Source organism: Moraxella sp. K127 (genome assembly GCF_015223095.1).
Lineage (GTDB): Bacteria > Pseudomonadota > Gammaproteobacteria > Pseudomonadales > Moraxellaceae > Moraxella.
Map to the genome: position 1 here is coordinate 1 of NZ_JADFBZ010000049.1, position 21,396 is coordinate 21,396.

20 protein-coding genes, 1 tRNA gene and 1 other RNA gene are annotated in these 21,396 nt (G+C 45.7%); 19 read left to right on the plus strand and 3 right to left on the minus strand.

All coding sequences use genetic code 11. The annotated features are described in order from the left end of the window. The 15 genes from IM753_RS10395 to IM753_RS10465 all read left to right on the plus strand — a co-directional run. The coding region (locus IM753_RS10395; protein ID WP_194109253.1) for a DUF3108 domain-containing protein at positions 1–553 on the plus strand (553 nt) is incomplete at its 5' end. A gap of 141 nt (positions 554–694) precedes the next feature. Continuing rightward, complete coding sequence (pyrH, locus tag IM753_RS10400) at positions 695–1,438, plus strand: UMP kinase (RefSeq protein WP_029102573.1); 744 nt, start codon at positions 695–697, stop codon at positions 1,436–1,438. 279 nt (positions 1,439–1,717) lie between these two features. Further along, positions 1,718–2,272 (plus strand): ribosome recycling factor, encoded by a 555-nt coding sequence (gene frr / locus IM753_RS10405; protein ID WP_065255953.1) that lies wholly within the window; start codon positions 1,718–1,720, stop codon positions 2,270–2,272. 278 nt (positions 2,273–2,550) lie between these two features. Next, on the plus strand, positions 2,551–3,303 hold the full coding sequence (gene uppS, locus IM753_RS10410) for a polyprenyl diphosphate synthase (protein ID WP_065255952.1): 753 nt from the start codon (positions 2,551–2,553) through the stop codon (positions 3,301–3,303). Between the two features lie 217 nt (positions 3,304–3,520). Beyond that, positions 3,521–3,748: a hypothetical protein gene (locus tag IM753_RS10415; protein ID WP_065255951.1), complete on the plus strand. Its 228-nt coding sequence runs from the start codon at positions 3,521–3,523 to the stop codon at positions 3,746–3,748. 73 nt (positions 3,749–3,821) lie between these two features. After that, complete coding sequence (locus IM753_RS10420) at positions 3,822–4,223, plus strand: hypothetical protein (protein WP_194092697.1); 402 nt, start codon at positions 3,822–3,824, stop codon at positions 4,221–4,223. A 57-nt stretch (positions 4,224–4,280) separates the two neighbouring features. Beyond that, positions 4,281–5,111: a phosphatidate cytidylyltransferase gene (locus IM753_RS10425; RefSeq protein WP_065255949.1), complete on the plus strand. Its 831-nt coding sequence runs from the start codon at positions 4,281–4,283 to the stop codon at positions 5,109–5,111. After that, entirely contained in the window at positions 5,111–6,325 is a 1,215-nt protein-coding gene (gene dxr / locus IM753_RS10430) for a 1-deoxy-D-xylulose-5-phosphate reductoisomerase (RefSeq protein WP_065255948.1), read from the plus strand. The genes IM753_RS10425 and dxr overlap by 1 nt, the downstream gene beginning before the upstream one ends. A 314-nt stretch (positions 6,326–6,639) precedes the next feature. Next, positions 6,640–7,992 (plus strand): RIP metalloprotease RseP, encoded by a 1,353-nt coding sequence (gene rseP, locus IM753_RS10435; protein ID WP_065255947.1) that lies wholly within the window; start codon positions 6,640–6,642, stop codon positions 7,990–7,992. A 263-nt stretch (positions 7,993–8,255) separates the two neighbouring features. Then, the gene (gene bamA, locus IM753_RS10440; RefSeq protein WP_194109254.1) at positions 8,256–10,649 is read left to right on the plus strand and encodes an outer membrane protein assembly factor BamA; all 2,394 of its coding nucleotides are present in this window, start codon (positions 8,256–8,258) and stop codon (positions 10,647–10,649) included. 2 nt (positions 10,650–10,651) lie between these two features. Next, entirely contained in the window at positions 10,652–11,611 is a 960-nt protein-coding gene (lpxD, locus tag IM753_RS10445) for a UDP-3-O-(3-hydroxymyristoyl)glucosamine N-acyltransferase (RefSeq protein WP_065255945.1), read from the plus strand. 54 nt (positions 11,612–11,665) lie between these two features. Next, on the plus strand, positions 11,666–12,154 hold the full coding sequence (gene fabZ, locus IM753_RS10450) for a 3-hydroxyacyl-ACP dehydratase FabZ (protein ID WP_370582611.1): 489 nt from the start codon (positions 11,666–11,668) through the stop codon (positions 12,152–12,154). A 13-nt stretch (positions 12,155–12,167) separates the two neighbouring features. Beyond that, entirely contained in the window at positions 12,168–12,941 is a 774-nt protein-coding gene (lpxA, locus tag IM753_RS10455; protein ID WP_065255965.1) for an acyl-ACP--UDP-N-acetylglucosamine O-acyltransferase, read from the plus strand. 203 nt (positions 12,942–13,144) lie between these two features. Continuing rightward, positions 13,145–14,659 carry a sodium-dependent transporter gene (locus IM753_RS10460; protein ID WP_062499358.1) on the plus strand — a complete coding sequence of 505 codons (1,515 nt, stop codon included), beginning with the start codon at positions 13,145–13,147 and terminating at the stop codon, positions 14,657–14,659. Next, positions 14,656–14,784, plus strand: a complete 129-nt coding sequence (locus IM753_RS10465; RefSeq protein WP_078274910.1) for a methionine/alanine import family NSS transporter small subunit — start codon at positions 14,656–14,658, stop codon at positions 14,782–14,784. The genes IM753_RS10460 and IM753_RS10465 overlap by 4 nt, the downstream gene beginning before the upstream one ends. A 242-nt stretch (positions 14,785–15,026) precedes the next feature. Here the strand turns inward: IM753_RS10465 and nfuA are convergent, their stop codons facing one another. Next, entirely contained in the window at positions 15,027–15,650 is a 624-nt protein-coding gene (gene nfuA, locus IM753_RS10470; protein WP_065254897.1) for a Fe-S biogenesis protein NfuA, read from the minus strand. Positions 15,651–15,741: 91 nt separating this feature from the next. On the opposite strand from nfuA, the gene IM753_RS10475 reads away from it, so the two are divergent. Together IM753_RS10475 and IM753_RS10480 are read left to right on the plus strand one after the other, a co-directional pair. Then, a complete protein-coding gene (locus tag IM753_RS10475) occupies positions 15,742–16,758 on the plus strand; it encodes a bifunctional nicotinamide-nucleotide adenylyltransferase/Nudix hydroxylase (protein ID WP_065254896.1) in 1,017 nt (338 codons plus the stop codon). Positions 16,759–16,768: 10 nt separating this feature from the next. Further along, positions 16,769–17,755 carry a hypothetical protein gene (locus tag IM753_RS10480; protein WP_194109255.1) on the plus strand — a complete coding sequence of 329 codons (987 nt, stop codon included), beginning with the start codon at positions 16,769–16,771 and terminating at the stop codon, positions 17,753–17,755. Positions 17,756–17,881: 126 nt separating this feature from the next. On the opposite strand, the gene IM753_RS10485 is transcribed toward IM753_RS10480, so the two are convergent. Both IM753_RS10485 and ssrS read right to left on the minus strand, forming a co-directional pair. Then, positions 17,882–17,957 (minus strand) — tRNA-Asn (locus IM753_RS10485). Between the two features lie 133 nt (positions 17,958–18,090). Further along, positions 18,091–18,281, minus strand: a non-coding RNA gene (ssrS, locus tag IM753_RS10490) — 6S RNA. A 123-nt stretch (positions 18,282–18,404) separates the two neighbouring features. Between ssrS and gpmI the strand changes: the two genes are divergently transcribed. Both gpmI and IM753_RS10500 read left to right on the plus strand, forming a co-directional pair. After that, positions 18,405–19,961 (plus strand): 2,3-bisphosphoglycerate-independent phosphoglycerate mutase, encoded by a 1,557-nt coding sequence (gpmI, locus tag IM753_RS10495; protein ID WP_194092999.1) that lies wholly within the window; start codon positions 18,405–18,407, stop codon positions 19,959–19,961. Continuing rightward, a complete protein-coding gene (locus IM753_RS10500) occupies positions 19,958–21,358 on the plus strand; it encodes a S41 family peptidase (protein ID WP_065254893.1) in 1,401 nt (466 codons plus the stop codon). The genes gpmI and IM753_RS10500 overlap by 4 nt, the downstream gene beginning before the upstream one ends. Positions 21,359–21,396 lie beyond the last annotated feature (38 nt).

Sequence of the window (21,396 nt, forward strand, 5' to 3'; positions counted from 1 at the left end):
AACACGCACCTTAATTAAAAATGGAGATGATTACCACTATCATGTAAAAGCCAGTGCCGCAGGCGTGGCAAGTGTAAACCAGTCGGCAAGTTTTAGCCTATCCAACGGCAGAATCGTACCATCTAGCTCCAATATGTCGGTGCGAGTGTTGGGCGTGGGACGCACTCATAATATCAAGTTTAATAACTCCGCCAAATCCGTGGTTAGCACGTATAAAGGCAAATCCACCACGCTTAGAATGAACGGACAAGCCTATGATGATTTGAGTTTAGAAACCCAAATCCGTCAAGAACTGATTAACGGTAAGTTTAGTGGAAATTATCATTTGGTTAAGAAAAATGAAATAGAAGCCACCAGATTTAGACGTTCGGGCAGTAGCAAAATCACCGTTCCTGCGGGTACTTATGACGCCATTCGCATTGACCGTGTGCACGATGACAAAGGGCGTGCCACGAGCTTTTGGCTTGCCCCCAGCCTAAATTATCTACCAGTCAAAGTCAGCCAAACCAATGACGGCAAAGTCATTAGTATGGAATTGACTAAGGTGAATTAAAAGTGGGTTCATTAAAAAGTGAATTAAAGACAAATTTAAAATTAAAAAAGGCGGACAGGGTTTCGCCTTTTTTAATTTTACAATATTTGGCAAAATGTGATAAAATTACTTAATTTGTATTTAAATTATAATAGGTGTGCCATGTCAGACATTAACAACCCCAACGACAAAAATCCAAAATTCTCTCGTATCCTACTCAAACTCTCAGGCGAAGCCCTAGCAGGGGGTAAAGACATGGGCATTGATGCGTCCATTCTTGACCAGATGAGCTTGTCTATCGCCCATTTGCGTGGGCTTGGCGTGCAAGTGGGGATTGTCGTTGGCGGTGGTAACTTGTATCGTGGTAGCACCCTCCAAAAAGAAGGGCTTGTCGGACGAGTTACAGGCGACCAAATGGGTATGCTTGCCACCGTGATGAACGGGCTTGCCATGCGTGATGCCCTAGTCCGTCGTAATATCAAATGCCGTCTTATGTCCGCTCTTAACATCGCCACCATTGGCGAGCCGTATTCTAGTCGTGAAGCCATTCGCCACCTAAATAATGGCGAAGTGTGCATTTTTGTGGCAGGTACGGGCAATCCGTTTTTTACCACCGATACGGCGGCGTGTTTGCGTGGGATTGAGATTGAAGCAGGTCTCATCTTAAAGGCAACCAAAGTGGACGGCGTGTATGATAAAGACCCAAGCGTTCATGCCGATGCGGTCAAATACGACAGCCTAACCTTTGACAAAGCCCTAGAAGACAAATTGGGCGTTATGGATTTGACCGCCATTGCCCTATGCCGTGAACACAACGTGCCGTTGCAAGTGTTTGACATGAATAAACCCAATGCTCTATTAAATGTCGTTATGGGCGAAAAAGAAGGTACACGAGTGTATCATTAATTCAATTTTTGGTAGTAGTCTAAAAAGTATGCTGAACTAGGTTTTCCGTTCGCCCTGAGCTTGTCGAAGGGCAGGAAAACCGTTAGGTTTCCCAAGCTCACCACGAACGGTTTTCCTTGTAGCATACTTTTTGAACCAGAGCCCAATTTTTATTGAATTTAAAATTAACTTTAAAAACTGTTAAATCTTGCTTATTATGCCGATTGGTAGGGGCGAATTGCAATTCGCCCTAATGTAACAAAATCAATGTTTAGTAAATATTGCAAATAGGAAACCCTTATGATTAACCAAATCAAAACAGACGGCAAAGCCCGTATGGAAAAAGCCCTTGAAGCCCTAGAAAGTGCGTTTGCCAAACTGCGTACAGGACGAGCTCACCCTGGTATCTTGTCGGGCGTTATGGTCAGCTACTATGGCTCGGATATGCCCCTAAACCAAGTGGCAAGCGTGAACGTAGAAGACAGCCGTACCCTACTTGTACAGCCCTTTGACCGCTCTATGGTGCAAGCGGTGGACAAGGCAATCCGTGAAGCGGATTTGGGGCTTAACCCCATGACCGCAGACGTGATTCGTGTGCCAATGCCAGCTTTGACCGAAGAGACTCGTAAGGATATGCAAAAATTGGCTCGCTCTGATGCCGAGTCTGCCCGTGTGTCGGTGCGTAATATCCGCCGTGATATGCTAGGCGACATCAAAAAACTCGTCAAAGACAAAGAAGCCAGCGAAGATGACGAACGCCGTGCCGAGACCGACATTCAAAAGCTGACCGATGACTTTATCAAAGCAATCGACACTCGCCTTGCCAAAAAAGAAAGCGAGCTTATGGAAGTCTAAGTTATGTCTTTTTAGGGCGTGCCTACCCTTTATATTTGCAATGAAAAATAGGGGAAATCGCACGTTTTTCAAGGAAAAGTCCGCAGTTGATATTAAAATATCAACAAGGAATTTGACGATGAAAAACAAGATTTAACCATTTTTCATGCAAAAACAGTGTTTTATCTCTAAAATATTTTAAACGTTAAATTGTGTTGCAAAGGTTCAGCACGCCCTATATAGGGCGAGCCATTCGCCCTATTTGTATCATTTACCATTGACCAATCCGCCTATCTATCATGCCAAATGCCCCATTACCCCCCATTTTAAACCTGCCCCAACACATCGCCATTATCATGGACGGTAACAACCGCTATGGCAAGGCTCACGCTTTGCAGGCAGGGGCAGGGCATATCAAGGGCAAAGATGCACTTGACCCCATTGTAGAGCATTGTTTGGCACGGGGCATTAAAGTTTTGACGGTGTTTGCTTTTTCATCTGAAAACTGGGCAAGACCACAGCCAGAGGTGGATTTACTCATGCAATTGCTTGAAAACACCATCCATGAGCAACTGCCACGCATGAACAAATACCAAATTCGCCTAAGATTTATCGGCAACAGATCAATATTAAATCCCAACTTACAAGCTCTGATGGCAGATGCTGAAACCCAAACCGCCCATTTTGACAAAATGACGCTTGTCATCGCCATCAGCTACGGCGGACAATGGGACATCGCCTTGGCGTGTCAAAAACTTGCCATACAAGTACAAAATGGAAATCTTGCCCCAAATGACATCAATGCAGACCTTATCGGACAGCATGTCGCACTCTCTGATGTACCATGCGTGGACATGCTCATTCGTACGGGGGGCGAATGGCGTATTTCTAACTTTTTGTTGTGGCAATTGGCTTATGCTGAGCTATTTTTTACCAGCACGTTATGGCCTGATTTTGGGACAGATGAGCTAGATAGGATGATACAAGACTTTGGCAATCGTGAAAGACGTTTTGGTAAAACCAGTGAGCAAGTTCAGAATAATGACAATTAAATAGACTTCCTGCAAAACCCTAAATTAAAGAAAATCGTTCGTGGTGAGCTTGTCAAACCATAACGGTTTTCCGCCACCCGCAGGCATAGCTCAGGGCGAACGGAAAACTAGTTTTGCAGGAAGTTTAATAAAAATCAAGAATAAAATAGCAATGAAAAACCTATTTAAATACGACTTTTTGGATAAAAATAAAGGCATTTAATCGGCATTTTTTAGCATGTCATTTTGTGTATTTATTGCCATTCCAAAATATAATACATTGTTTATTATTGTCTTGGGTGTGATTTGGGCGGTTTTGTTATTTGGTATTTATGCCTTTCTTGATAAATGGTTTTTAAAACAAAATTTTAATCAAAATCAATTAAGTATTTTTAATAAAATAGGTTGGATTATTTATATTATCAGCTTGATGGTGGCGGGTTATTTGGTAATTTGGCAAGATTGATAAATTATTCATAGAGCGTAGGTGCGTATTATGCACCATTGAGTGAAGTGATAAAGCTTAAAAGGAAATTTTTATGAATAAATTGCAAAAAACTTACCGTTATTTATTTAAATTACCCATTAGTGTGCCATTAATTATTCTGTTTTTTATGTTAATGGTAATTGATAAACAAGTACTGGTAATGCTATTAAGAAAAGAAGGGGCGATTTGGATTTCTGTGGCGTTATTGATTGTTTTGGCTTGTGAATTTATTTTTAAAAAAAGTGGTAAAATTTTATTGTACCAATGGACAATTTTCAAACGAGCAATTAGAAAATGCCAACCAAAAGGCGAAATGGGCGGTGTATTTTTCTATTGTGGCATTGGTGTTTTCGTTATTTTATATGCGTTATTTGATAAAAATGGTGGTTTGAGTTTTAAGTATAAGGTGCATATCACGCACCATTTAAAGCACAATGCCAATGGCGGTGTGTAATACGCACCTTATGAGTGTTATATTACTTTTGAGATTATTAAAACTGGAAAACCTTAAATGTGGCAACGAATAAAAACAGCAATCGTACTTGTGATTATCGTGGGTGTGGCGATGTTCACCAGTCGCCAACCCTTTTTGTTTTTGCCACTTTTGACCATAGGCACACTCATTGCCTCCCATGAGTGGACAAAACTCATGCCCAAACTCAAACAGCCTGTCTTATTTATCATGTTATCCCTAGCGATAACGATGATAAGTATCTTTATTTGGCAGACATGGGCGGTGTGGTGGTTACTCTCCTTTGGGATATGGCTGATGGCGACCAAATGGGTGCGTGTGTATCCTGCCCAGGAAAAATGGTACGGTAAACGTCTGTTTTTGATGGGTATCATCATTTTGACCGCCAGTATTACCGCCATATACAGCTTATGGCAAGTATCGCCTTGGTGGCTTATGTATGTATTTTTGCTTGTGTGGTGTGCCGACAGTGGGGCGTATTTTATCGGACGCAAATTTGGCAAACGTAAACTTGCACCCAACGTCTCACCCAATAAATCCATAGAGGGTTTCATCGGTGGCATCATTACCGCAAGTTTTGTGGCGATGGGTGTGGGCTTTGGATTAGAGCTTGGTACGGTGGCACTCATTGCCTTTTTGGGCTTGTCGGGGCTTACGGTGTTGGCAAGTGTGCTGGGCGACTTATTTGAATCGATGTTAAAGAGACGAGCGGGGATTAAGGACTCTGGCAGCATTTTGCCTGGGCATGGTGGGGTGCTTGACCGTATTGACAGTCTGCTGTCTGCCACACCTGTGTTTGCACTTGGGGTGTTGGTACTTGTGTATTTGGGCGTATTGCCTGCACTTGGTGATTTAAAGGGGCTTTTGTGATGACGGCATTGACAACGCCATTGACCGTGCTTGGAGCAACAGGCTCAATCGGCGACAGCACGCTTGACATCGCACGCCACGCAGGGTTGGGTGTGTATGCCTTGTCGGGCTTTGGTCGCTTGGATAAATTATTTGAGCTATGCGTGGAGTTTCGCCCAAGCCGTGTTGGCGTGCCGTCTGATAAGGTGGACGAATTTGCCAAACGCTTAAAATCGGCAAATCTTATGATTGACGTGGTCGGCGGTCAAGACGGCTTGGCGGAGTTGGCAAGCGACAAAGGGGCGGGCAAGGTCGTAGCAGGCATTGTCGGTTCGGCAGGGCTTGGCTCTACCTTATCGGCAGTCAAAGCAGGGCAGACGGTACTACTTGCCAACAAAGAAAGCCTTGTCATGGCAGGCGAGTTGGTCATGAACACCGCACGCACGCACAACGCCACGATTTTGCCCATTGACAGTGAGCATAACGCCATTTTTCAATGTTTGCCAAAGGCGGTGCAGGACGACAACACCGCCATTCATCGCAGTGAATTTGGCATAAAAAAACTGTGGCTGACGGCAAGCGGTGGTGGATTTTTGCACAAATCTTATGATGACATGAAAAACGCCACAGTCGCCCAAGCGGTGTCGCACCCCAACTGGAACATGGGGAGCAAAATCACGGTGGATTCTAACACCATGATGAATAAGGGCTTGGAGCTGATTGAGGCTTGTCATTTGTTTAACCTATCTGACGCTCAGATTGACATTGCCATTCACCCCCAAAGCATCATTCACTCTATGGTGGAATATGTGGACGGCTCTATTTTGGCACAACTTAGTTCACCTGACATGAGAGTACCCATTGCCCATGCTTTGGGATACCCTAATCGCATGGATGGCGGCGTGAAATCATTGAGCTTATTTGACATATCCGCCTTAGAATTTACCCGCCCCGATAAGAACAAATTCAAATCCCTAGACCTTGCCCGTCATGCCATACGGACAGGTACTGGGGCATGTGTTGCCTTAAATGCGTCTAATGAAGTGGCGGTATCGGCATTTTTGGATGGTCGCATTCGCCTAACCGACATCGCCGACACGGTGGAGCGTGTGTTACATGATGATGAATTGGGGGTACAATTTGGCAGACATTTTGATGAGCTTGACGAGATTTTGGCGTTAGATAAACGGGTGCGAGATAGGACGGACGTTTATTTAAGAAAGTTAATGGATTGATTTTAATGGTTTTTTACATTTGAATTAAAATAAATCTCTTTCCAAACTAAAAATAAACCTTTATAAGTATTGGGGTTGAAGTTTTTAAAAATCCACAAAAATCGGGGTTTGGAAAGAAGTCTAATGTATTTTTAAATTTAAATGCGTAGGGGCAATTTATTCGCCCAAATTTACCCAATTATCCAAAATTTTAAAACCAAATCTTTATATTGATTAAAATTACCATTTAAAAATTTTTGAAGGTATTGTAGGGGCAATTTATTCGCCCAAACCAATTTGTTGGCAAAACAAAAAACTAAGAGAACCCAAAAAGCATGACCGCTTTATATTTATTTTTATCCGCCTTGCTTGTCCTTACGCCCCTTGTCGCCTTGCACGAGTGGGGGCATTATATCGTGGCACGGCTGTGCGGAGTTAAGGTTTTGACTTATTCTATCGGTTTTGGTACTCGGCTGTTTGGCTGGACAAGTCCCAAAACAGGCATAGATTATCGCATTTGTGCGATACCGCTTGGCGGATATGTCAAAATGCTGGACGAGCGAGAAGGGGACGTTGCCGAGCATGAGCGACATTTGGCATTTAACAATCAGCACCCCTTAAAGAAAATCGCCATTGTCATCGCAGGGCCGTTGATGAATTTTATCATCGCCATTGGGCTGTTTTTTGTGCTGTTTTTACAACCAAGCGAGCAGTTATCGACCAAAATCGGACGGATTGTGAGCGATAGCCCTGCCCAAGCGAGCGGACTTGTGGTGGGCGAGACGATACACGCCATTGACGGCAAAAATACGCCCACGTGGGAGAGTGTGAATTTTGCCTTAGCTGACCGCATGGGCGAGCGTGGGGCGGTGGTTGTGGCGACCGATAAGGGCAAATATAGCGTGCAGGTCAATGACTTTATGCAAGGGGCGGACAAGGGTAAAGACCCGCTTACCGCCCTTGGCACATTACCTTGGCGACCTGTCATACCGCCTGTGATAGGCTCGCTGGCTGCTGACGGAGCAGGGGCGTTAATGGGGCTAAAAGCAGGCGATAGGATTAGCCACATTGACGGCAAAGAGATAAAAGACTGGCTGACCGCCACCGAGATTATCCAAAATAATCCCGAAAAATCGCTCACGTTTGGCGTTGTCCGAGACGGGCAAAACATGGACATCAAGGTCATGCCAAAAGCGGTCAAGGTGGATAATCGCACGGTTGGGCAAATCGGGGCAAGGGTGCAAGAGACCAAAATTACCGTTCCCGATGATTACAAAATGACGGTAAACCATACGCCCATACAGGCTTTACAAAAATCCTTTATCAAAACTTATGATTTGTCCGTGATGACTATTAAGTCTATGGGCAAGATGATTACAGGGCTGATAGGGCTTGACAACCTATCGGGCCCGATTACCATTGCCGAAGTATCCAAAGACAGTATCCAAATGGGCTGGGAGCAGGTGCTATCTACCGCAGGGCTGATTAGTCTGTCGCTTGCCGTGCTAAATCTGTTGCCGATACCTGTGCTGGACGGTGGGCATTTGGTGTTTTATACTTATGAATTGATAGTGGGTAAGCCCATGAGTGAACGACTACAAATGGCAGGCTTGCAAATGGGTATGTTATTACTGTTTGGCATGATGGTGCTAGCCATTGGTAATGACATCTCACGAATGTTCGGTTAGGGCGAAAATCTAACCACTTGGTAGGGCAATAGAAATGCCAATAAACGCTAAGCATGATTTTTGGTAATAATTGGGCAATATTTAAAGAAAATTTTTAAAAATTTGACAATTTTACTTGCCAAAATTGATTTTTTGGCTTAACTTACACCATATTTTTGATTAATTAACATTTGCCATATTCAATCATCATCAATGCACACTTGTATTTTATCATTATTTTGGTGTTGTTGCTGATGAGTTGAACGACTTTGAGTGAACCTGTTATGCGTACTTCTTTTTTGACAAAAACCTTAACCGCGTCTGTGATGATGGTCATGGTCACTACGGCTCATGCCGATGATGCTGTCAGTGCCATTGAGTTTAGTGGTCTTAGCCGAGTGACCCCCCAAAGTTTGCAAGTGGCACTGCCTTTGGGTGTGGGTCAGGCATTGACATCGGATGCGTTGGCGGACAGCATTCGTGCCTTGTATGCCACCGAGCAGTTCTCAAACGTGCAGGCAGATGTTGATGGTGGGCGTGTGGTGTTTCATGTCGTGGAGCGTCCGATTATCGCTGAGCTAAACTTTGATGGTAATAAACTCATCCCTGATGATGGCTTAAAGCAGGGCTTGGAGAGTACGGGGCTTGCGGTGGGTAGCGTACTAAAACAGGCAACCGTTGCCATCTTAGAGAGTGAGCTTGAAAATCAGTACATCTCACAGGGTTATTATAATGCTGACATTGAAGTCAAGCAAACCGAACTGGACGGCAACCGTGTCAAGCTGGACATTAATTTTGTCGAAGGCAAACCTGCTCGTGTGGTAGACATTAACATCATTGGTAATACCCATTTTAGCGACGAAGAGTTAAAAGATGAGTTCGTGGTCAAGGACAAAAAATGGAACCCACTGTCCAAAGCCGACCGTTATAGCCAAGAAAAGCTCAATGCCAGCCTAGAAAATGTCAAAGCCAAATATCTCAACGATGGTTTTGTGCGAGTGAGCGTGGACAATGCCACCCTAAACATCGATGACGAGAAACAAAAAGTCTTTATTGAAACGACCATTAATGAAGGTCAGCAGTATAAGTTTGGCGACATTCAATTTTTGGGTAATACCACCTATCATACCGATGAGCTAAATGAGCTGGTCAAATTCAAGCAGGGCAATACCTATTCACAAAAAGAGCTCGATGAGACCACCGCCGAGATTTCCAATAAGTTCGGCGATGATGGCTATTATTATGCCCAAATCCGCCCTGTGCCAAGGATTGATGATGAAGCCTTGACAGTAGGTGTGGATTATTATATTGACCCTGTACGTCCTGTCTATGTTCGTCGCATCAACTTTACCGGCAACCTAAAAACCAAAGACGAAGTGCTACGCCGTGAAATGCGTCAGCTCGAAGGGGCGCTCGCATCCAACCAAAAAATTCAGCTCTCCCGTGCCAGACTGATGAGAACGGGTTTCTTTAAAGACGTCAAAGTGGACGTGAGACCTGTACCAAACAGTCCTGACCAAGTGGACATTAATTATACGGTCGAAGAACAGCCATCAGGCTCATCCACCATCGCCGCAGGGTACTCACAAAGTGGCGGTATGACGTTCCAAGTGGATTTGTCGCAGTCCAACTTTATGGGAACAGGTAACCGTGCTAATATGTCATTTAGCCGTTCGGAAACCCGTGATAATTATAGTCTGGGCATGACCGACCCCTATTTTACCGTCAATGGCGTCTCTCAAAGTGTCAATGCCTACTACCGCAAGACCAAATATGACAGTAAAAACATTTCCAACTATGTGCTTGACTCCTATGGCGGTAGTTTGATTTATGGCTATCCGATTGATGAAAAGCAGCGTATCAGTGGTGGTTTTACCGTTGATAAAACCAAAGTGCGTGGCGGACGTTATATGGGTGTTGCCAATGTCAAACAGCTGTTAGAAGATGGTGGTCGGGCAGACATTGATAGTGATGGCACAAGTTTTACCAATGACTACACCACCTATGGCGGGGTGCTTGGATGGAGTTATTCTAGCCTTGACAAGCCCGTATTCCCTACCAAGGGGGTAAGTCATAATGTGGATGTCAATTTGGGTTTTGGCGACCAGACTTTCCAAAAGGTAAACTACCGCCTAAACGCCTATTATCCACTATGGAAAGGCACGGTACTCCGTGGTCATGCACGCTTGGGTTATGGTAATAATTTGCCATTTTATGAAAACTTCTATGCAGGTGGTTATGGCTCGGTGCGTGGCTTTGAAGCATCATCATTAGGGCCATTGTCTCGCTCTTATGCGTGGGCGACAGATGCTCGTAATTACCGCGGTGAAGAAGTGGGTGGTAATGCGTTGGCGACCTTTGGGGCAGAGCTGATTTTGCCGGTGCCGTTTAAAGGTGACTGGGCAGACCAAGTGCGTCCTGTGATTTTCTTTGATGCTGGTCAGGCATTTGACACCACCAATCTTGACAGCGAAAAAATCAACTTAACCCAGCTTGGGGTTGCCAATGACAACCTAACCTACATCGAGCAGGATAAAGAGTTGCGTTATAGTGTGGGAGCGGGCGTGACATGGTACACCCCGATTGGACCGATTTCCATCAGTTATGCCAAACCGTTAAATGAAAAAGAAGGCGACCAAGTAGAAAACGTCCAATTCCAAATCGGTAGCGTATTCTAATCATGATTGATTTGGACAAACTTATCCGTGCCATTGAGCGTTGCCAAACGGTATTAAATAAAGACGCCTTGGCACATCGCCATGTGTCGGTTAGTCGTGTGGCGGATTTGGCAGGTGCCGATAAGGACAGCTTGGCGTTTTTGGCAAAGGCAGGCTATTTGTCTGATTTGGTGGGAACTCGTGCAGGCGTGGTGCTCGTATCAGAGCGATTTGCTGACAAATTACCCGCCCTGCCTGATACCACCGTGATTCTTGTCAAAGATGCCTATTTGGCGTATGCATCCGTGAGTGGGTTATTTGACTATCAAAGCGATAACGGCATTCACTCCACCGCCATCATCTCGCCTAGTGCCATCATCGGCAAAAATGCCAAAATTGGGGCGTATGCCGTCATTGGCGATTTTGTACAAATCGGCGATGACTGTGAGATTGGCTCGCACGTTAGTGTTGCTCACCACTGTGTGATTGGCGATGATGTAGAGATTCATGCTCATGCCAGTATCGGTGCAGACGGTTTTGGTTTTGCCCCAAAAGTGGGGGCGGACGGGCTGGCTTGGCAAAAAATTCATCAGCTTGGGCGTGTCGTTATCGGTCATCGTGTGCGTATCGGTGCCAACACTTGTATTGATAGGGGTGCGGTGGGTGATACCGTGATTGGCGATGATGTGATTATTGATAATTTGGTGCAGATTGCTCATAACGTCCATATCGGGCGTGGCACGGCGATTGCTGCCATGACAGGCATTGCCGGCAGTACGCACATTGGGGCGAACTGTATCATTGGTGGTGCGGTGGGGATAGCAGGGCATTTGCACATTACCGACAATGTCACGCTAACTGGCATGACGATGGTCACAGGCTCTATCAAAGAAGCAGGCTCGTACTCATCAGGCACTACCGCCATGCCGAGCAATGACTGGCGACGTGCGGCGGTCAAGTTTCGCCAAAGCGGACAAAAGTAAATTTTTATTTAAATGGATATATCCATGACAAATTCTACCCTAGACCTAGAACTGATGACCGATGGCGACCACGAACGCTTAACGGCTCAAAACTTGACCTTACCATTTGGCTATTCCGTCATCAAACGGTATCTGCCCCACCGTTATCCTTTTATGCTCATCGACCGTGTTACGGCAGTGTCGGCGGATAATTGGATTACGGGCTACAAAAACATCACGATTAACGAAGAGCTGTTCAACGGTCATTTTCCTGATAATCCTGTCATGCCAGGGGTGCTGATGGTGGAAGCCATGGCACAGTTGTCGGGCATTTTGGGGTTTGTCAGTGCAGGGCAATCGTCCGAAGACGGCTATCTGTATCTGTTTGCAGGCGTGGATAAAGTGCGTTTTAAAAAGCTCGTCAGCACAGGCGATACGCTCGTGATTCGCTCTAAGCTCGTTACCGCCAAACGTGAGATTTATAAATTTGAATGCACCGCTCATGTGGATGGCAAATTAGCGTGTAGTGCCGAGATTATGATTGCCCGTCAAAAGCTGGACTAATGTGGATAGCGTCATGAACATACACCCAACCGCCATCATTGACCCCAGTGCTGTCATACACCCAACCGCTGTGATTGGGGCGTATTGTATCGTGGGTAAAAATACCGTGATTGGCGAAGACACCATTTTAAAATCGCACGTCATCGTGGGCGATAATACAACCATTGGCAAGCGTAACACCATTTTTCAATTTGCCAGCATCGGTGAGATTCCGCAGGATTTAAAATTTAAAGGCGAAACCACTTACCTAGAAGTGGGCGATGACAATACCATTCGGGAGTCTTGTACCTTTCATCGTGGCACGGCAGACGGCGGTAATTTGACCAAAATCGGCAACCACAACCTATTTATGGTAAACACTCACATCGCTCATGATTGCATGGTGGGCGACCACAACGTGCTTGCCAATAATGTGGGCGTGGCAGGTCATGCTCATATTGGTAATTATGTGATTGTCGGTGGGCAGACGGGTGTACATCAGTTCTGTCGGATTGATGACTATGCGATGATTGGCGGGGCGAGCCTGATTTTAAAGGACGTGTGTGCCTTTACCACCGTATCGGGCAACCCATCCACAGTGCATGGGCTAAACAAAGAAGGCATGAGACGAAAAGGGTGGAGCAAAGAAACCATTGAGACGCTAGATAGAGCCTATGACGTGATGTTTCGTTCTGGTAAAATCAAGGCGGACGTGATTGCTGAGCTGTCCACTTGGGTGGCGGATGAGCCAAAAGTGGCGTTGTTTATCGAGTCGCTACAAAACAGCAAGCGTGGACTGATTCGCTGATTTAAGTTTACAAATGTTATCATCAACCCATAATATTTCGTTATGGGTTTTTATTTTTTTATTTATTTGACTTTTTTAATTGATTCAATCAAACTATGCAGGACAAAATATTTTTACAAAATTTAACAGATTTGGCATGACAGATGACAATGGGTAAATTCCCCATTAAAAGGAGTTGCCAAAACATTAAAAAAGGAGCAATTATGTCCACACAACGAGAAAGTTGGTCGGCACGCTCAGGCTTTATTTTGGCGGCGATTGGGTCGGCAGTAGGCTTGGGCAACATTTGGCGTTTCCCTTATGTGTCTTATGAAAATGGCGGTGGGGCGTTTTTCATCCCTTACTTGATTGCCTTGGCAACCGCAGGGTTTCCCTTGCTATTTTTGGATTATGTCGCAGGGCAAAAATACCACGGAGCCCCACCCACGGCTTATCGGCGAATGATTAAATCAAAAGAAATCGTGGGCTGGTGGCAGGTGCTGGTGTGTACGGTCATCGGGATTTATTATGCGTCCGTGTTGTCATGGGCAGGGCAATACACCCTATATGCCTTTGGGCAACAGTGGGGCGATGACCCGCAGACGTTTTTCTTTGAGCATTATCTGCAAAATGGCTCGGGACTAGATTTTGGCATTGTGCCTAGTCTGTTTATCGGGGTGGCCATCGTATGGGCATTGGTGCTGTTCATCATGTATGGCGGTATCCGAAAAGGCGTGGAGCTTGTCAACAAAATCTGTATTCCGCTATTGGTGGTCATGTTTACCATAATGGTGGTGCAAGCAGTGCGACTAAACGGTGCCTCCGAAGGGTTAAATGCCTTTTTTACCCCCAATTGGGAAAAAATGGCTGACCCTAAGGTCTGGCTTGCCGCTTACGGGCACGTCTTTTTCTCAATGTCTATCGGCTTTGGGATTATGGTAACGTACTCATCTTATTTAAAGAAAAATGCCAACCTGACAGGCTCAGGATTGGTGGTGGGTTTTGCTAACTCATCGTTTGAAGTCATGGCAGGTATCGGGATTTTCTCGGTACTGGGCTTTATGGCGGTGCAATCAGGCGTGCCTGTATCAGAAGTGGTGTCGGGCGGTATCGGTTTGGCATTCATCGCTTTTCCAAAAATCATCTCTAGCATGGGCGACGCTGGTACGCTCATCGGCATCTTGTTTTTTGGTTCGCTGTTTGTGGCGGGCGTTACGTCCATGGCAAGTATCTTACAAGTGCCAATCTCAGCGGTCAAGGACAAATTCGGCTGGTCGCATAAAAAAGCAGTTAGCGTGGTCGGTGGTGTATCAGCTCTCATCTCACTTGCCCTGTTTTCTACCAAAACGGCGATTACCTTTGTGGACGTGATTGACCATTTTGCCAATAATATCGGCGTGGTAACAGGGGCGATTTTGTCTATCATTTGGGTAACGTGGTTTAACCGTCCTGTCATGGATAAGCTCATCAACCACATTAACGCCATTTCTAGCGTGAAAGTGGGTAAGGGCTGGGCATTTATGCTGACCATTGTTACGCCCATTTCGCTCATCGTGGCGTTGGTGCTAAGTGTGTTCTCACTCGTTACCAAGGGCTATGACAGTTATGATTTGGCAACTCAACTTATCTTTGGTTGGGGTGTGGTGGCAGTGTTTGCGGTGGGTTCGTTCCTATTGACCAAAGCACCTGCCCACGCCACACATCATCAGCACAAATCCATAGAAGGAGAAAACGCATGAACGGTACCGCATTAGCAGTCATGGTGGTGGCTTTGTCTATCGTTTGGGGTGGGTTGATTTTATCCATCATTCACTTAACCAAAAATCCTGATATTGACATGGATAAAGTGCCAAGCGACCATTAAAGCAAAAAACGGCAATGATAAGTTGCCGTTTTTTTGGGTGTATTTATTTAACATAATCTATTTTTATTTTTTAAAATTTGGGTATTTGGGGGTGTGTAGTAGGGGGGTAAGGTGCGTCCCACGCACCTTTTTAAATAGAAATCTTATTGGTGCGTATTACGCACCTTACGTCTATTGGCGTATTTTGAAGTTAAATGATTATAAAAAGGGCAAATTCATGCCCTTTTATCTTTTTTAACCAATCATTTATAATACGCATTTTCCGTCTTAGTGTGGTCGGTTTCGTCAATGACTTGGGTCAGCTCAGGGATTTGTTGTTTTAGCTGAACTTCCACGCCTTGACGCAAGGTAACATCCACCGCACTGCACCCTTGACAGCCACCGCCAAATTTTAGCACCGCAGTTTTGCCTGCATCATCTTCGATGACTTCCAAAAGCTCCACATGACCACCATGACTGGCAAGTTGGGGGTTAATCTCGGCTTGTAGCACATAAGTAATCCGCTCTTCAATGCTGGCATTTTCGCCCACTTGGGGGACTTTTGAGTTAGGGGCTCTAAATGTGAGCTGACCGCCAAAACGGTCTTTGTTATAATCAATCACCGCATCATGCAGATAAGGAATGCTCGGGGCGTCAATGTGGGCGACAAATTTGTCATAAGGAATTTGCAAATCGTCTTCATCAATCTCATCAGGCTGGCAGTAGCTCATACAGCATTCGGCTCGAGGCGTGCCTGCGTGTTCCACAAAAATACGCACGCCAATGCCGTCCACTTCTTGTTTGGCAAGCAGTTCTGCCAGATAGTCTTGGGCGTTGGGCGTGATGATGATGTTACTGCTTAAAGGTTCGTTTTGTAAATCGCTCATGGTAAAAACTCAATAATAAAGATAAATCTATGCTTTTATGGTAACATAATCGCTTTTATCAAGTCTAATTTTTTAAATAATGAGATTTAACATGGCTCAATTTGATTATTTGGTATTTATCGGGCGGTTTCAGCCGTTTCATCATGGGCATGAATTTGTCGTGCGTGAAGCCCTAAACCGTGCCAAAACCGTCATCATGCTCATCGGTTCGGCAAATAGCCCACGCACCATCAAAAATCCGTTTAGCTTTGATGAACGTGAAAGCATGATTTTAAAAGCCTTTGATAATGACACAGCCGACAGCGAGCGTATCATTTGTATGCCCATTGATGACACGCTCTATAATGACCACAAATGGCTCCAAAACGTCCAACAAGCGGTCTCGTTTATCACCCAAAACGAACCTGCCAAGATTGGTATCATCGGGCATACCAAGGATGACAGTTCGTATTATTTGTCGTTATTTCCTGATTGGGGTTTTGTTGAGTTGCCCAGTTTTGAAAATTTGTCTGCCACACCGCTAAGACGGGCGTATTTTTTAGATGAACGTCTAAAAAATGGCGATGATTGGCAAGATAAAATGCCTGCCCCGAGCGTGGCTTTTTTACAAAAATTTGCCCAAACGGACGATTTTACTCATCTGCAACGTGAATACCGCCATGTCTTAGATTATCAAAAAGCATGGCAGTCCGCTCCGTATCCACCTGTGTTTGTTACGGCGGACGCTTTGGCGGTGCAGGCAGGTCATGTGCTACTCATTGAGCGTGGGGGCGAGTATGGGCGTGGGCTGTATGCGTTGGCGGGCGGATTTTTGGATAAAGATGAAAGCCTGCTTGACTGTGCGTTACGTGAATTACAAGAAGAGACTGGGCTTATCATCAGCCCAAGCACTCTAAAAGCAAGCCATGCCTTTGACGCTCCGAACCGTTCGGCTCGTGGACGGACGGTAACAACGGTGTTTTATTTTGAACTGACAGGCGATAAGCTCCCCGATGTGGCAGGGGGCGATGATGCCAGTCGGGCGTTTTGGCTACCGCTTGGCGAGCTTGACGGGCGTATGATGTTTGAAGACCATTATAGCGTGATAACTAAGATGTTGGGGTTGTAGGGGTGCTTCGATGAGATGGTTGCTTTGCTTGATGATGTTTATGAGTGTTTGTGTTCATGCAAACAGTTACCCAAATGCTGATGAGCTGATTGGCTGTTTAAAACACGACAAACAAGCCAATCAGAGCATGATGCGTCTTTTGCCCAATCAGCGTGTGATGATAAGTGCGATGGGCATGGTAGCGTTTGGCGGTTATCGGCTCGTGGGTGATGTGATGTCTATTGAGATGGACAAGCCTTCTGTATTTGCCGTGATGAGTAGGCATAATCGTTATCAAGACGGCACACGTCTTCATATCAAGGGGCGAAGTGATGAAGATGGTTTTTTATTGCAAATTAATGATGATGAGCCAAATTACGTCTCTGGTGGTCATGCTTATTTGTGTCATGGTAATGATGTCAATACCTTGAAGTTTTATGCTGACATGAATGAAGTGGGTAAAGATGGTGGGAAGTACCAAGAGAGGTATGCATGGCAAAATGCTGTTCCGAGCGGTCATAATGACATCATTGTCATGTATAGCACCAAACGAGAGCGATTTAGCCAAAGTTTTAGTTATAAGTTGATGGCTGATAATGGGCGGATTTATTTCATACAAGATGGGGTGGATGAGACAGTAGGGCGAGCGTATCTTAGTCGTGATGAGAGCGAGCTTGATTTTATTGATGAGTATTTTGATGATAACGGCAATCCCATTGTGGAAAAATTAAACGACCCTAATTTTATCCTGTTAAATGGGTTTAACCAAATAGACATCCTAATGAGTGATGATGAGTCGCATGGGTGGGATTTGGATGTGTTTGATTATCATGTAGATGGTGATTATTATACGGTTAAGCCTGAGCATTCATCTGAATTTTATGCCAAAGATGATAAAATCTATCGGTATCATTGGGTATCAAACCAACCCAGCAAGACGGCAAAGACAGACATGGCTAAGTATCAAGATATCCGTCAAGGGCGATGGCAGTGCCAAGCAATCGCAAATGATTGGTGATGGGATGGGGTGTGGGCATGATGGTGTGGTTTTTATCATCATGCCCATGATATCAAGCAAATAATGACATAACCAAAAGCGAAAAAGCAAAAACCCTTTTCCAAAACAGAAAAGGGTTTTTAAATATGGCTCCCCAACCTGGGCTCGAACCAGGGACACACGGATTAACAGTCCGATGCTCTACCGACTGAGCTATTGGGGAATAACTTGTCGTATCAAGTGATTGCGTATTATATAGATTTTTGACAACTTGTCAAGAAATTTTTTAAAAAATGATAAAAATTTTAATATTAAAAATATTTTTGTTTAAAATCAATATTTTAAAAGTATAAAAATAAAAAACCGAAACACCGCTGTCAAGTGTTGCCCATGAACCAAGTAGTTCAAGGCGGGTAAATCTTTGCTGTTTTAGGTTTCCCGATACATCAGATGATGCGGGCATACACACCACAGCAAACAGTCATTACCCTGTAAGTGTGATTATCGGCTCAGGTGTATTCTCAACTGGCGAATGTTTCAGTGGCTCTATTGTACGATAATTTTGTAAAAATTTCAAGATTTGGGAGGTTTTTGCCGTGCCGAATGGGGGTATTTTGTGATAAAATGGGAAATGAGTTATCATTTTTGATTTGTTAAAAAAGGCTTTATCATGAAAAAAATCCCCCACGTTTTGATGATTTTGGACGGTGTCGGACACCGAGAAGACTCACGAGACAACGCCGTTTATACCGCCAAAAAACCCAATCTGGACACGCTCATGGCGACTTGCCCACATGGGCTTATCTCAGGCTCAGGACAGGACGTGGGTTTGCCTGACGGTCAATTTGGCAATTCAGAAGTGGGGCATATGAACCTTGGGGCGGGGCGGATTTTGTACCAAGATTCTACCCGCATCATGAATGACATTAGCTCGGGTGAATTTTTTAATAATGACGTGCTGGTTAAGGCGGTCAAGGACACGATAGACAACGAAGGGGCGGTGCATATTTTGGGCTTGCTGTCGGACGGTGGGGTTCATGCTCATATTGACCACATTAAGGCGACCGCCAAACTTGCCGTAGAGCAGGGGGCAAGCCAAGTGTTCGTTCATGCGTTTTTGGACGGGCGAGACACCCCACCAAAATCGGCAGACGGCTATGTGGCGGATTTGGAGCAGTATTTGGCAAATCTTAGCCAAGAGTTTGATGTCGAAGCCAAAATCGCAAGCTGTATCGGACGCTTTTTTGCCATGGATAGGGATAAGCGGTGGGATAGGGTGGAGCAGGCGTACGACCTGATGACCCAAGCCAAGGCGGTGCGTGAAGCGGACAGTGCCAGCCATGCCATAGAGCTTGCCTATGGGGCGGACGAGACCGATGAGTTTGTACAGGCGACCATGATTGATGATAATGGCGTGATAGCGGACAATGACGGCGTGATTTTTGTCAATTTTCGGGCTGACCGTGCCAGAGAGATTAGTGGGGCCTTTGTGAATGCTGATTTTGACGGCTTTAAGCGTAAGGCAACGCCCGAGCTGTCTGCTTTTGTCATGATGACCAAATATTCTGATGAGTTAGAAGCTAACCCTAAAACAACGGTGGCGTATTATCCAACAGGCCTTGCCAATACATTGGGCGAATACCTACAAAATCACGGTAAAACCCAGCTTCGCATTGCCGAAACCGAAAAATACGCTCACGTTACTTTCTTTTTTAGTGGCGGGCGTGAAGAGCTGTATGACGGCGAAAAACGCATTTTGGTAAATAGCCCTGATGTCAAAACCTATGATGAAAAGCCCGAGATGAGTGCTTTTGAAGTAACTGACAAGCTAAAAGAAGCGATATTATCAGGCGAGTTTGACGTGGTCATCATCAACTACGCCAATGGCGACATGGTGGGGCATACGGGCGTGTTTGATGCGGCGGTCAAGGCGGTAGAAGCGGTGGATACCTGTATTGGCGAGATAGTCGGTGCGGTGCGTGAGATGAACGGTCATCTGCTCATCACCGCCGACCACGGCAACTGCGAGCAAATGCAAGACTACGAAAGCGGACAGGTGCATACTCAGCACACGACCGAATTTGTGCCGTTTATCTATGTGGGCGACAAACAGGTGAGCGTGCGGACAGGCGGACGACTGTGTGATGTCGCTCCGACTATTTTGCACCTGATGGGTATGCAAAAACCTGCCGAGATGACGGGTGAGAGCCTATTGGTGGATGTATGAAACTGACAAAAACACTACTGGCGAGCATGGTGGCGTTGGCGGTAAGTATGCCGATGACAAGCCATGCCGAGCTACCCAAAGCCATCAGCACGCCCATCAATAAAGTGGCAAATCTACTCGGCTTTGGCGATGATGTGCAAGCTGACAGCGGTCTGGATGTTGAAGCAGAGACAGGCGAGCAGACGGATGCCCAAGACCCGACAAGCCCAACACTTGATGCCTTAGAGAGTAAGCCCAATACACTACATGGCATAGAAGGGCTACATCAGGGGCGTGTGCCACTGGGGGCGGTGTCGCCAAACACCCTAAAAACCTTTGTGTCGGTGGTGGATTTGGTGCGTCGTGACTATGTCGAAGAAGTCAGCGATGAGAAGCTCTTTGAAAATGCCATGAGTGGCATGCTGACAGGGCTAGACAGCCATGCGGAGTTCTTGGATAAAGACGCCTTTGCCAATCTACAATCATTCACCGCAGGCAACGTGGCGAACATCGGGCTGTCAGCGGTATGGCAGGATGATGAGAGTCATTGGGTCATTACCAGTGTTCATGAAGACTCATCTGCCAAACGTGCTGGCGTAAAAGTGGGAGACTATCTACACCAAGTGGGTGAGACCAAACTGGATGAGAGTCACAGTGAAAATGATGTCAAACAGTTATTAAATGGCATTGCTGGCACACAGGTGGATATTGTGGTGTCTCATGCGGGGCGTAGCAAAAGACGACTTACCGCTCAGCGTAATGAAGTGTTAAAAAGCAATGTAGAGACTGCCATCGTTGGGGGTGTGGTTATCATTAAACTGCCCGTGTTTCAAAACAACACCCGTCAGCAGATTTTGGAGAGTTTGGGGCAGGCGGGCGTGCCAATCACAGGGGTGATATTGGACGTACGAAACAACCCCGGTGGGGTCTTAGAGTCGGCAGGGGCGGTGGCATCGCTGTTTATGCGTAACCAGACATTGGTGCAAGTGGCAGGGCGACAGGGGGTAGAGCGAGAGCTAAGAACTGAAGGCTCGCCACTGCTCATTGATTTGCCAGTGATGATACTACAAAACCGCTACTCGGCATCGGCTGCCGAAGTGTTAGCCAGTAGCTTGCAGTCGCAAAAACGAGCCTTGATAGTCGGTGAGACGAGCTATGGCAAAGGTTCGGTACAGTCGGTTATTCCCATAGGCGATGGACAAGCGGTTAAGATGACCACCGCCCACTATCTGACCGCTGATGGTCAGCGGATTGATGGGGTGGGGGTCGTGCCTGATGTGGCATTTGATAGGTCTGCTGAGCTGGCACCGACCATGATGGCGATATCGGGCGACGTGTGGCTGTCGCAAGCACTCATCTTAATGGATGGAGCAAAACTAGAAACAGGTGTGGATTTCGCTCCTGTGGGTGGGTTCTAAGGATGTTAGTGGATTCTGGGATGTAAAAAGGGGCGTTC